11 protein-coding genes are annotated in these 12,342 nt (G+C 65.0%); 3 read left to right on the top strand and 8 right to left on the bottom strand.

Annotated features, from left to right (window positions below; genetic code table 11):
* Nucleotides 1-40: 40 nt before the first annotated feature.
* Genes fadD1 through WIMU1_RS17275 form a run of 3 tightly spaced genes read right to left on the bottom strand, consistent with a single transcriptional unit; the run spans nt 41 to nt 4,010 of the window.
* Nucleotides 41-1,630, bottom strand: coding sequence for a fatty-acid--CoA ligase FadD1 (gene fadD1 / locus WIMU1_RS17265; RefSeq protein WP_062799001.1), 1,590 nt, complete (start codon nt 1,628-1,630; stop codon nt 41-43).
* Between the two features lie 51 nt (nt 1,631-1,681).
* The gene (locus WIMU1_RS17270) at nt 1,682-2,662 is read right to left on the bottom strand and encodes an alpha/beta hydrolase (protein ID WP_062799003.1); all 981 of its coding nucleotides are present in this window, start codon (nt 2,660-2,662) and stop codon (nt 1,682-1,684) included.
* 1 nt (nt 2,663) lies between these two features.
* The gene (locus WIMU1_RS17275) at nt 2,664-4,010 is read right to left on the bottom strand and encodes a flavin-containing monooxygenase (RefSeq protein WP_062799007.1); all 1,347 of its coding nucleotides are present in this window, start codon (nt 4,008-4,010) and stop codon (nt 2,664-2,666) included.
* Nucleotides 4,011-4,143: 133 nt separating this feature from the next.
* On the opposite strand from WIMU1_RS17275, the gene WIMU1_RS17280 reads away from it, so the two are divergent.
* From WIMU1_RS17280 to WIMU1_RS17290, 3 genes are all read left to right on the top strand, one after another.
* A complete protein-coding gene (locus WIMU1_RS17280; protein ID WP_062799009.1) occupies nt 4,144-4,746 on the top strand; it encodes a TetR/AcrR family transcriptional regulator in 603 nt (200 codons plus the stop codon).
* A gap of 48 nt (nt 4,747-4,794) precedes the next feature.
* Nucleotides 4,795-5,643: an SDR family oxidoreductase gene (locus WIMU1_RS17285; RefSeq protein WP_062799011.1), complete on the top strand. Its 849-nt coding sequence runs from the start codon at nt 4,795-4,797 to the stop codon at nt 5,641-5,643.
* Nucleotides 5,644-5,734: 91 nt separating this feature from the next.
* A complete protein-coding gene (locus tag WIMU1_RS17290; protein ID WP_062799013.1) occupies nt 5,735-7,093 on the top strand; it encodes an HNH endonuclease signature motif containing protein in 1,359 nt (452 codons plus the stop codon).
* On the opposite strand, the gene WIMU1_RS17295 is transcribed toward WIMU1_RS17290, so the two are convergent.
* Genes WIMU1_RS17295 through WIMU1_RS17315 form a run of 5 tightly spaced genes read right to left on the bottom strand, consistent with a single transcriptional unit; the run spans nt 7,069 to nt 12,341 of the window.
* Nucleotides 7,069-8,151: an NAD(P)H-dependent amine dehydrogenase family protein gene (locus tag WIMU1_RS17295; protein ID WP_062799015.1), complete on the bottom strand. Its 1,083-nt coding sequence runs from the start codon at nt 8,149-8,151 to the stop codon at nt 7,069-7,071. The two genes, WIMU1_RS17290 and WIMU1_RS17295, sit on opposite strands and share 25 nt — an antisense overlap.
* Before the next feature lie 10 nt (nt 8,152-8,161).
* Nucleotides 8,162-9,217 carry a phosphotransferase gene (locus WIMU1_RS17300; RefSeq protein ID WP_245968938.1) on the bottom strand — a complete coding sequence of 352 codons (1,056 nt, stop codon included), beginning with the start codon at nt 9,215-9,217 and terminating at the stop codon, nt 8,162-8,164.
* The gene (locus WIMU1_RS17305; protein WP_062799017.1) at nt 9,214-10,323 is read right to left on the bottom strand and encodes a TIGR03857 family LLM class F420-dependent oxidoreductase; all 1,110 of its coding nucleotides are present in this window, start codon (nt 10,321-10,323) and stop codon (nt 9,214-9,216) included. The genes WIMU1_RS17300 and WIMU1_RS17305 overlap by 4 nt, the downstream gene beginning before the upstream one ends.
* Nucleotides 10,320-11,180 (bottom strand): LLM class F420-dependent oxidoreductase, encoded by an 861-nt coding sequence (locus tag WIMU1_RS17310; protein ID WP_023954162.1) that lies wholly within the window; start codon nt 11,178-11,180, stop codon nt 10,320-10,322. The genes WIMU1_RS17305 and WIMU1_RS17310 overlap by 4 nt, the downstream gene beginning before the upstream one ends.
* A gap of 54 nt (nt 11,181-11,234) precedes the next feature.
* A complete protein-coding gene (locus WIMU1_RS17315) occupies nt 11,235-12,341 on the bottom strand; it encodes a prenyltransferase-like family protein (RefSeq protein ID WP_023954164.1) in 1,107 nt (368 codons plus the stop codon).
* Nucleotide 12,342: the final 1 nt, after the last annotated feature.

The following is a 12,342-nucleotide window of genomic DNA, read 5'->3' on the forward strand; positions in this document are numbered from 1 at the left end:
CTGGCCCGGCTGTTCTGGGCCCGCCGATCCCTTCTGCCCTCTAGTGCACCGCCGTGCTGGCGATGTCGTAAGAGGTGCCGCGCGCCTCCCGGATCCACAGTTCGCCGGTACCCGGGGTCGGCCCTTCGGCAACCAGGGTGCGCTTGAGCACCTTGTTCGTCGCGGTGGACGGCAGATCTTCTGCCACTCGCACGTACCGCGGCCACGCCTTGGGCGACAGGTCGGGCTGGGCAGCCAAGAACTCCTCGAACCGCTCCGGGGTGAGCGTGGCGTCGTCCTGCAACACGATCGCGGCCATCACCTGGTCGCCGACCGCGACGTCGGGAACCGCGTACACGGCAACCCGATTGAGTTCTGGTAATCGCAGCAAGATCCGCTCGATGGGTGCGGCAGCCATGTTCTCTCCGTCGACCCGCATCCAGTCAGCGGTACGGCCGGCGAGGTAGATCCACCCATCGGCATCGCGGTAGGCCAGGTCTCCCGACCAGAACATCCCGTGACGCATCCGGTCCTCCGTGGCGCCGGGGTCGTTGTAGTAGCCCGAGAAGAACCCTGCCCCTTCGAGATTGACCAGTTCACCGACCGCCTCATCGGCATTGGCCAGCGCACCCGATTCGTCGAACTGCGCCACGGCACATTCTTCGATGGTGGTGGAGTTGTAGATCGCGACCCCCGGGAATCCCTTACCGATCGACCCCAGGGGGGTGCCCTCTTCGCGGGTGATGATGACAGCACTTTCGGTGGAGCCGAAACCGTCCCAGACGGTGCAGCCGAAACGCCGGCCGAACTCGATGATGTCGCGGTCGGTGGCCTCGTTGCCAAAGGCCACCCGGAGCTGGTTGTCTGCATCGTCGGGCCGCTCTTCGGTGGCCAGCACGTACGCCAGTGGCTTGCCGACGTAGTTCATGTACGTTGCGCCGTATCGCCGGATGTCGTCGACAAACCGCGACGCCGAGAACGTGGCCGGAGCCATGGCGGCCCCGGCGTTGACGGCCACACTCCAGCCGGCGAGCACCGCGTTGGAATGGAACAGCGGCATGGAGAGGTAACACGTGTCGGCCGGACCCAGTTCGTACTTCTCCGTCAGCATCTGACCGGCGAACAGCACCATCATGTGAGCCACCTGAACCGCTTTGGGATCGCCGCTGGTTCCCGAGGTGAAGATCATCATGAAGGTGTCGGTGACCTGCGCCTCGTGGTGCGGGACAAGAGGTCCCGCGTCGCGCTTGAGCTGGGTCCACTCCGCCGAGTCCGTGGTGAAGATCCGCACACCCGGCAGTGACAGACCGTCCAGGAGTGGCAGGTGTTCGGCGTCGGTGATCAGGATCTGGCAGTCCGCACGCACGATGTCGGCAACCAGCCCCGGACCCCGCCGGGTGTTGTTGATACCGCACAGGACGTAGCCGCCCAGACCTGCAGCCGCCATGGCGCTGAGCATGTCCGGGGTGTTGGCCAGCAGCACACCCACGTGCAGGGGGCGCTCCTTGTCGGCGACGCCGATCAGCGCCGATGCCTGCGCTTCGGCGTCGGCGATGTGTTCGCTCCAGGTCCACGTCTGGTCGCCGTGCTTCACCGCAACATTCGTGTCGTCAGCGCGTTGGCGGAGAAGTTGCTGAATCGTGTCGGCCATCGTTACCTCGATCTGGTCGGAACTGGACGTTTATCGGACTCGGCTGCGGCGTCAGCCGGCGGCCACGGGTTCGGCGGCAGCGGACGACTTTTGCCGGGGTTCGTCGTTCGCCGGTGTCGCAAGGTGTCGGCGGAGAAACGAGATCTGATGGGCCACGGCCGATTCGAAGCAGTCCTGACCGGGCCACACACCGAAGTGGTCGCACGGATAGTGGCGCACCTCGGCCCGCGCCGTGAACGCCGCCTTGCCCGCGGCGTACGGGGGTGCACTGCGGTCGAAGTCCGCCACCTGCACCAGCACCGGGCACCGCACATCCTTGGCCGACTTATCGGCCCGGAGGCGACCCAGCTCAAGCCCGATGCTCGCGTCGATCTCGTTGCGCCAACTGGGCCCCGCGATGGCCATGTAGTCCGCGTAAGAACCGTCCAGTGTCAGAGCTGCGACCTCGCCCGGGCTGCCCACGATCGGCATCATGACCCCGTCGCCGCCTCGTAACCCTGACAGCCGGCTGCGCACGCCTGCCGCAGTGGATTTCGCGATGGCCGACACGGGGTGGTGCGCGAAGGCGAGCCGGCCGGCGGCAGCGCCGTTCACCAGCGGTGTGAGCGAGACGACCGCACAGACGTCGTCGCGGCCCGCGGCCGCGGTCAACACGTGTCCCCCGGACAGCGAGACCCCCCACAGCACAATCCGGTTCGGATCCACACCCGGTAGGGCGGCCGCGGTTGTCATCGCGGCGCGGTAGTCGTCGATCTGGCCGCTGATCGACACCGTCTGCCTCGGTGAGCCGTCGGAGTCGCCGAAGCCGCGGTAGTCGAACGCCAGCACGTCCATGCCTGCCGCGGCGATCTTCGCGGCGAAAGGCGCCAGCCCGGAATCCTTCGTGCCGCCCAGCCCGTGCGCCATCACCACCACCGGCCGGCCGGCCGGGCCATCGAGCGCATCAGTGGTTGCGGTGAAGTGCCACGCAGCGCAACGGGTTCCACTCGAATCGAAGCTGACGTCGCTGAAGGTGTTCTCGGCTGAACTCATCTCAGGACACCCCCGCCCATGCCGGTGCACCCAATTCTTTGGCGCGGCGCAGCCCCGTCGGCAATTCCTTCACCCTCATGTCGTGCTCGTAGATGAAGAAATCGACCTGCTGCGTGTGCCGCGGACGATCGAGCATGTGCCCGGTGTACTTCTGCTGGTCGCTGATGATGACCTCTTCCATTTCGGCCACCGGCGGCAGCCGGTAGCGACCAGCTGCGTACGCCGCGACGAGGCGGGACTGGCACTCGACAAACGGGAACAGCGTGGGTGTCGACTGGGCGAATCCGACAAACGCCAGATCGTCGATGCCGGGCTTGAACATCCGCTTGTACAGCGGGATGTGGTTGTCGGGAGCGCTCACGAAGTCCTCGTCGAAGAACGGGAAGGTGATGTTGTACCCCGTGGCGTAGATGATGATGTCGAAGTCGGACTGTGTGTTGTCGTCGAAATGCACTGTGGCCCCGTCGAGGCGACTGACATTGGGCTTGGGGATGACATCGCCCGACCCGAGCCGCAGCGGCAGTTCCACCGACTGCGTCGGATGCGCCTCGAAGAACTTGTGATTGGGAGTGGGCAGCCCGAAGTTCTCCGGTCGCCCCGCACTCAGCGGCTGGCCGAGCTGCACCAGCTTTCGCTGCCATGACAGCGGGATGTGGGGACTGGTCTTGAAGTACTTGTCCGCAGGTCGGCCCGCGATGTACTTGGGGACGATCCAGGCACCGGACCGGGTGGAGAGTGTCACATGGTTGCTCAATGCCTTTGACGACAGTTCCACCGCGATGTCGGCCGCGCTGTTGCCGATACCCACCACCAGGATCCGCTTGCCGGTGAACGAGAGCGGGGTCTGCGGATCGACGTAGTGGTGGGCGTGGATCGACTCACCGGTGAACTCGCCGGGGAAATCCGCCATGCGCGGGTCCCAGTGGTGCCCATTGGCAACCACCAGGAAGTCGAACAGCCGCGTCTGCCCGTCCTGCGTCTGCAGTTCCCAGCCCCCGGAATCCAGACGCCGGGCATGCTTGACGCCGTTCTCGAACTCGATGTTGTCCTTGAGGTCGAACGCCTCGGCGTAGTCCTCGAGATACGACTTGATCTGCGTGTGGTGCGGAAAGTCCGGGTAGTGCTCCGGCATCGGGAAGTCACGGAAAGACAGCCGGTGTTTCGAAGTGTCGATGTGCAGCGAGCGGTAAGCGCTACTGTGCCCGTTGGGGTTTCCGAACGCCCAATTGCCGCCGACCCGGTCGGACATCTCGAAGCACGTGTACGGCACGCCGTAGTCGGCCAGCATCTTGCCGGCGGTCAGACCGCTGATTCCGGCGCCGATGATGGCGGTGGTGGGTCCTGGCATAGCGGCTCCTAGCGAGCGAAGTAGACAGAAACTAGAACCTGTTCACACGGAGAGTACACAGAATCGAGAATCTGTCTACGCGTTTTGGTACGTTTGCCCCTGCCCGGCCGACAACAGCGAGGACCCATCGCCCGTGACCGACACCGCCGATACCCGCAGTGTGCACGACCGGCTTCTCGATGCCGCCGAACAGTGCCTGGCTGCCAAAGGCATTCGCGCGACCACCGTGCTCGAGGTCGCCGAGGTGGCCGGCGTGTCGCGGGCATGGCTCTATCGCCACTTCCCGGACAAATCGGCGTTGCTGGGCGGCGCAATCGTCCGATTGAACGAGACCTTCTGGGCGGATTCGCACTCCACACTGGCCGAGGTGGAGGGTTTCGACCAGCGGGTGGCCGCCGGCGTGCGCATCGGCCGCAGCGCATACGACGCTCCCGGAGCCTTGTTGATGAAGCTGCGGGTCAATGAGCCCGAGGAGTTCGCGGCCTGTGCGGGCGCGGGCGTGCAGGGCCTGGTTCCCGACCTCGCCGCGTTCTGGCGGCCCTACCTCGAGATCGCCCAGGAGAACAACGAACTCCATCCCGACATCGACATCGTCGAGGCCTCGGAATGGGTGGCGCGTTCGCTCATCAGCATCGCGACCGTTCCCGGCGACACACTCGACCCCGACGACGACGCGGCCGTGCTGAGGTACATCCGCCGATACGTGCTGCCCGGCTTGCAGTCCGGCCCGACCTGAGACAATCCCGGCGCCTCCGCGGCGACCGGGCAAAACGAGGAGTTCTTCATGTCGAAATCTGTCCTGGTTGTCATCGGTGTGGGCGGCATGGGTGAAGCGATAGCGAGGCGCTTGGGCACCGGCCGTCCGGTTGTCCTGGCCGACTTCGACGTCGACAGACTCGGGTCACTCGCAGAATCGCTGCGACACAGTGGGTACGACGTTCACACGCAACAGGTCGATGTCAGCGACCGCGAGTCACTGAGCCGCCTGGCCGACTTCTCCCTCGGCCTCGGCTCGATCACCGCGCTCGTGCACACCGCCGGCCTTTCCCCCGCCCAGGCCCCCGCCGCGCGGATCATCGAGGTGGATCTCGTCGGAACGGCGCTGTCGCTGGATGTCTTCGGCAGTGTGATCGAACAGGGTGGCGCCGGCGTCTACATCGCCAGCGTCGCCGGCCATATCCTCGGTGCCGCGGTCGACGAAGAGGCAGCAAAGATACTTGCGACAGCGCCCGTCGACGAATTGTCCGCAGCCCAAATCCTCGACATCACGGGTCTGCCGGACGATCTGACCCGGGCCCTGACCTACGGCTACTGCAAACGCGGCAATCAACTACGGGTCCAGTACGCCGCGCCAGCATGGGCTCGTCGCGGCGCCAGGGTGAACTGCATCAGCCCCGGCGTCATCGCCACCGCCATGGGCTGGGCCGAGTTCAACGCCTCGTTTGCGCATCAGGCGTACGAGGCGATGGTGAACCAATCTGCGGCCGGCCGTTTCGGCACCGCCGAAGACGTGGCTGCCGCTGCCGAGTTCCTGCTCGACCCTGTGAAGGCCGGCTTCATCACCGGTACCGACCTCCTCGTCGACGGAGGCGTTGTAGCCGGGGTCAAGAGCGGCGAGTTGTTGTTGGGGTAGGCACTCCGGCCGCCGATGCTGAACTGACAAACGTTGCGAGGCAACCTCGTTCGCCCGAAAAGATGTCAGACTCCGTCTCTATACTGGGGTCATGATGCTGGTCGAGGGGGGAACTCGGATCACACAGTTGGCCGAGGATTTGCTACTGGTTCCACGCGAGGAGAACCGGCGGTTCGCACGAAAGACTGCAGACGTTGTCGAACTCGCAGACCTGCGGGTGCAGGAAGAACTCGCCATCTCGGGGAACCTGGACAAAGCGGCCCGTATTCCGGTGGCCGAGGTGTCGATGCTGCTCGACATCTCGCGCACGATGGCCGGGATCTACATCGACAACGGACTGCAACTACGCGACCGTTTCCACAACACGAGGGCGGCGTTCGAGGCAGGAGACATCGGCTTCACTCATGTCCGCGAGATCGTCACCGCGCTACAAGGCCTGGACAACAACCTGCTGTCCGAACTCGAATCCGAGGCGATTGTCATTGCCCGACAACGACTTCCTCGAACCACCTTGCGCGACGAACTCGACCGGCTGGTCATCGCCGCCGACCCCCACGGTGCTGCTGAGCGACGCAGATCAGTAGAGCCGCATCGCGACTATCGGTCGTCTCGAGATCTGAACGGGCTGGCACACGTCTCGGCTACGATCGGCGCCGCCGAAGCTGCCGAACTCGACAGCCGGATAAGGGCAGTGATGGACTCCGTCTGTGCCCGCGACCGACGTGAACCTCACCAGCGACGAGCTGACGCATTCGTTGCAGTCATGCGGGGCCGGGGCCACCTCGATTGCGTCTGCGAGCGCGATGACTGCCCCGAAAAAGACCGCCACCCGGCGCCCGCATCACCCAGACCGTTGATCAAGATCCACACCGACGCCCAAACGTTGGCCGGACTGGTCGGACGAGTTCCGATTCTCGAGGGTTACGGTGTCATCGATCCCGCTCTGGCCCAACAACTCGCCGCCGACGCCACCTGGCAAGGGCTGTTCCAAGAAGCGAACAACTTCGCTCAGGGTCGCCATCGTAAGCCCGGCGCGATGTCGCCACCACCCGGGCTGCTCCCAGCCGACGGCCACGGCGGACTTACCGAACCACCACCTGGAGCTCTCACTTACCAGCCCTCACAGGCATTGCGAGAGTTCATCGTCGCGCGCGACGGCACCTGTCGCGCACCCGAATGCACGACACCAGCCGCCGATTGCGAAATCGACCACATCATCCCGTTCAACCACGCTGATCCCGAATCAGGCGGATGGACGATCGAGGAAAACCTCGAAGCTGCCTGCCGCCCGGACCACAAACGCAAAACACTCGGCTACTGGGCATCGCGTATGCACACCGACCGATCGATTACCTGGACAACCCAGTACGGACAAACGTTTACAACACGTCCGCACGGGTTCACGGCCCGAACGCGAACCACAGCTCAGCTCGCTCTGGCCACCGCGTGACGGTTCCGGATCAGGGGCAGATCCGCGATGGTGACAAAACCCGGTGGTGCGGCGACCACTGCAGCCACCGAGTTGACGGCCTGGCTGGCCGTGGCGACGCTGGCCGCGTTCACGTGTTCTGCCAGAGAGACATCACGAACGAAACTGGCCAGTGTGACGATCTGGGCCTGAGCCGATGGGGTGCCCTCGAGTGTGATCGTCCAACCATGCTGAGGCGCCGGCCAATTCGAAGGCGGGCGCTCCCCCACCGTCCACACGGCCTCCACCTCGACGCGGATGTGCCCCGCTGAGCGACCGATCCACCGCAACCACTGACCTGCCACCGTGCCGGCCTTGAGCGTGCGACCGAAGACCTCGTGGTCGACGGACGCCGGGATCACCTGCAGGTCGGTCACCACCTCGTCCAGGTCGAGGCCCAGTGCGTCCCCCACGAGCCACACCTGTTCCCGGAACAGATCACTGGTGAACTTCAGGCTCTTGCACTCCGGTGTCACCTCGCCGACCGGACTTCCGAACTTCATCTGGTCGAACGTTATGTCCAGACTTTCGTACACCGACCAATCCGCCCGCTCCTGAACTTTCACGTCCGTGATGTCGCGCGTCAGCCCGGACAATGCCAAAGGCAACACCACTCCGAGGTTGCCGGGGTTGAGGCCCGTGCCGTGCAATGACGTTCCGCCCGCCTCACAGGCCTCGCGTAGACGATCCTTGTCAGGACCGTCAGCACGCGCGGTGTGAAAGCCGAATGATGTTGTCACGACGTTCTTCCCGGACGCCAAAAGGGCGCACACGTCATCGATCGACGGGCTGCGGGGTGTGTACAGGACACAATCGGCGTCCGACTGCAACACTTCGTCGATGCTGGTGGTAGCGGTGACGCCCACGGCCGATCGACCGGCCAACACACCGGCATCGACACCATGCTTGTCGCTCGAGTACACCCTGACACCGGCCAGTTCGAGATCGGGATGGTCGAGGATGCCGCGCAAGGCCTCGATACCCACTGCCCCGGTGGCCCATTGGATCACGCGCGTCTTTCCCTCAGCAGCGCCTGGCATCAGCCGACCTTCAGCTCGACGGTGATCCGGCTGCCAACGCGATGGTGCCGAGATCGCGGATAGCCGCGCACGATCGAGCCACCATCGCCGCGAACATCCGGTCGCCTCGATCGGTGCGACTTCCGTATGCGCACCCGAACACCGACACCAGAGGGCCCTGGACCATCGCGAACCGATAGTCGTCCCAGCACGCATCGAGGTCGTAGTCGGCGACCCCGTATGACACAAGTGCTTGGTGGTAGTCCGCGACCAGAGCCGATTCGTGGGCGCGCCGCTGCTGCGGTGAGAGGCTGGTGCCCAAAAAGTATGCGAGATCGCGTGCCGGCAGCGCCAAACTCAGTGTCTGCCAATCGATGGCCGACACTCCCGGCCCGCCGTCCGGAGGAAAGAGCAGATTGTCGAGCCGATAGTCGCCGTGTACCAGACCGAAGCGTTCGGCTCGTCCCAGCGTCCAGGCCTCGCAGACGTCCACGCATTCCCACAACGTCCGGCGATCCTCCTCGGCGATCAGGTCACCGAGCGCCTCGACGAAGATCTCCGTCGCCGGACCGTAGAGTTCGGCCATCATCTTGGCATCATCTGGGCCGTTGATGGACATCCCGTCAATGTCGAGCAGAGTCGGGTCGCACCACCGGGGGCCGTGGAGGCCGGCGAGATTGATCACGGCGTCGCGGGCCTGATCCACAGTGCAGCCTGCCAGCTGGTCGCCCTGTTCGGCGGGACTCATGTCTTCGAGCAGCAGCGTGAAGTCCGCACCGGTCTCCGATGACGCCGAGTAGAAGCAACGCGGTACCCGGATCGCGACGGTGTCGGCGATCAGAGTGTAGAACCGGACCTCAGAACGGTAGACGCCCGCGAGCATCTCTCGGGTCGCCGGGTCTGACGCAGGCAACTTCGCGAGAAGCCTTTCCGGCACATCATTTCCGGTGAGGTTCAACCGGAAACACGTACCGATCTGGCCCGTCCCGACCGCAGCGGCGTCCACCGACTCGACCTCCCGGTCCAGTGCTGCCGACACCCAGCCTGCGGTCAGATCTTCGGCGGAGGTCACGATCTCGGTGATCACGGCAAGGCCCTTCCGGGGTTGGCGGGCAGGCGGTCGAATCGATCACCCGGGCGGATGGAGCGCCAGGCATCGAGTACCGGCGCGAGCTCGGTCGGGGTGGCCCCGTGCAGGATCACACTGTCGGCGCCGGCGTTGAACTGGTCAGCGATTCGGTTGGCGCACTGGGCCGCATCGCCGGTGGCCGAGGCCGCAAGCCAATGATCGGGAAGCAGGGCGCTGATCCTGGTCAAGTCGTCGACTGTGCCCACGGCGTCGAAAGCGCCCGAAAAGCCCTGCACAAAAGGATCATTCCTGAATCGCTCGAGGTCGGCCAGATCCCAGCCGTTCGACCGGACCAGCACCTCCCCGTAGCCCTGCAGATAGGTCGCCAGCCGACCGACGAGTTTGCGAAGACGCAACTCCTCGGGGATCGATTCCTCGACGGTCGCAAGCACGGACCAGATTCGGATCGTCGCCGGATCCCGGCCGCTCTCGGCCGCCGACTCGCGGATGATCGCGACCGAACGTTCGAGTGTCTCGTCGCTGAAGAAAGTATGCAGCACAACGCCGTCCGCGATCCGACCCGCCAGCTTGAGGGTCTGATCACCGATCGCCATCAACATCAACGGGATGTCTTCGTCGAACGACGCATCCTGCATCAGGAACGGATACTTCCCCGCCGGGCCATCGTGTCCGACAACCGCCTCGCCCTTCCACAGGGTGCGGTAGATGCCGGCCGCGTCTTCCATCTGTGCGGAGGTCACCCGGGGAACACCCATCACATCGAACAGGAGATTGAAACCCCGCCCGAGTCCGAGCGCATAGCGGCCGCCGGTGAGCCTGTGCATCGACGTTGCCATCGTCGCCGTCACCAGCGGATGCCTGGTGTTGTGATTTGTTGCCGCGGTGGCGATCCCGATGTGTCGGCTCACCGCGCCCGCGGCGCCGGCCAGCACCGCAGCATCTTTGACGTTGAACCGTTCGGACAAGAAGACCGAGCCGAGACCCAGCTTCTCCGCCTGCTGAACCTCGTCGACGAGATCGTGCGGGCTCGCAGAATGTCCGGCCAGCCCGTAACAACCGAGTTCGGGAAACTCCGAGGCCTCGACGACCCGCTCGGTGGTCATACCGTCGCCGGGCTCAGTCCCAGTTTCCCGGCCAGTTTGGTCAGGTAGGCGCCGGCACGTTCTTCGCTGTCGTCGGGCACTCCGTACAGAACAGTCGTGACGCCCAGTTCGCGCCACTTGTCAAGCTTCTCGGCCACCGGCTTGAAGTCGAGCACCACGATCTGCGGATCACCCTCGCGACCGGCGTCGGCCCAGATCTGCTTGAGCAACACCACCGACGCCTCGATGTCCTGCTCGCCCGGCGTGGTGATCCAGCCACCCGCGCTCTTGGCGATCCACTTGAAGTTCTTCTCGTTGCCCGCGGCTCCGACGAGGACGGGCGGCGACGGCTGCTGGACGGTTTTCGGCCATGCCCAGCTGGGACCGAAGTTCACGAACTCCCCGGCGAACTCGGCTTCGTCCTGCGACCACAACGCGGTCATGGCTTCGATGTACTCGCGCAGCATCGTGCGACGGCGCTTCGGCGGCACGTGGTGGTCCGAGAGTTCGTCGAGGTTCCATCCGAACCCGACGCCGAGGGTGACCCGGCCACCCGACAGATGGTCCAGCGTCGCGATGATCTTGGCCAGGGTGATCGGGTCGGACTGCACGGGCAGCGCCACCGCGGTACCGAGCCGGATCCGGCTGGTCACCGCCGCCGCCCCACTGAGCGACACCCACGGGTCGAGGGTGCGCATGTAGCGGTCGTCGGGCAGCGACGAGTCGCCGGTCTGTGGGTGGGCGGCATCCCGCTTGGTGGGGATGTGACTGTGCTCCGGTACGAAGTACGCGTCGAAACCGGCGTTTTCCACCAAAGGTGCCAACGTGGCCGGAGCCAAGCCCCGGTCGCTGGTGAACTGGACGATCCCGAAGTCCATCGTGCCTCCTGCTGCAGCTCCAAACCGGTCATGGACCGGTGCCTGGACACCAGTCTAGGCAGACAGACAGTAACACGTTCTATATTTGGCCAACTTGTGCAGACCTGGGCCGTCCGCAAGCGGATCGGCGTCGCGGAAGATGCCGTTGGCAGGCGTCGTACGGCTCAGCGCGTCCACCGCCAGCACCACCGCCGCCGAGGTCCAGCAGCTTTTCTCCACCGGCCACCGCTTGCCGTCGGCGAACACCAGACCGGTCCAGTACGAGCCGTCCGGATCTCGCAGATGCTGCATGTCCGAGAGCAAAGCGGTCGCGTCCGCGACGTCACCGAGTGCATCTAGAGCCAAGACCAGCTCACAGGTCTCGGCGCCGGTCACCCACGGGCGATGATCGACACAACGGATGCCCAGGTCGGTGACAACGAAGTCGTCCCACCGCTGTGCGATCAGTTCCTGCCCGGCACGGCCGCGGACGGCACCGCCGAGCACCGGGTAGTACCAGTCCATCGAGTACTCGGACTTCGGGGCGAACAGTTCGGGGTGGCTCTGCAGCGCGTGTCCGAGCCTGGTCTGCGCGGCCTCCCACGCCTCGGCCGGCTGGCCCAGCTCCTCGGCGATCGATACCGCGCATCCGAGTGCCTGGTGGATGCTCGAGTTCCCCGTGATGAGAGCCTCGTGATAGATCCCCGGGTAGGTACCGGACGACTGATCGGGCAGTGGATATGTTGCGCCCCAGTAGATCTGGCCATCGGGCGCCTGGAACTTGATCACCAGGTCGATGGCGGAGCACACCATCGGCCACATCTTCTGCAGGAACCGGTCATCACCGGTGATCAGGTAGTGATGCCACACCCCGACCGCCACGTAGGCGCAAAAGTTGCTGTCGGTGTTGTGGTCGGTCACCGTGCCCAGCACGGTGCGGATCGCCCACGACCCGTCCGCGCGCTGGGTACGCCGCGACCATTCGTACGCCGCCTCTGCCTCGGCGATCAAGCCGGTGGCGCTGAGCGCCATCGCCGACTCGATGTGGTCCCAGGGGTCGGTCTGACCGCCCGGGAACCAGGGCATCGCGCCGGTGCTTTCCTGCATCGCCGCGATCGCCCGCCCGGTGGCCAGGCATTCTTCGGCGCTGATCAGGTCCGCGAGTTCAGGGATCGGCGTCATG

The organism is Williamsia muralis NBRC 105860 (assembly GCF_001598915.1).
GTDB classification, from domain to species: Bacteria; Actinomycetota; Actinomycetes; order Mycobacteriales; family Mycobacteriaceae; genus Williamsia; species Williamsia muralis.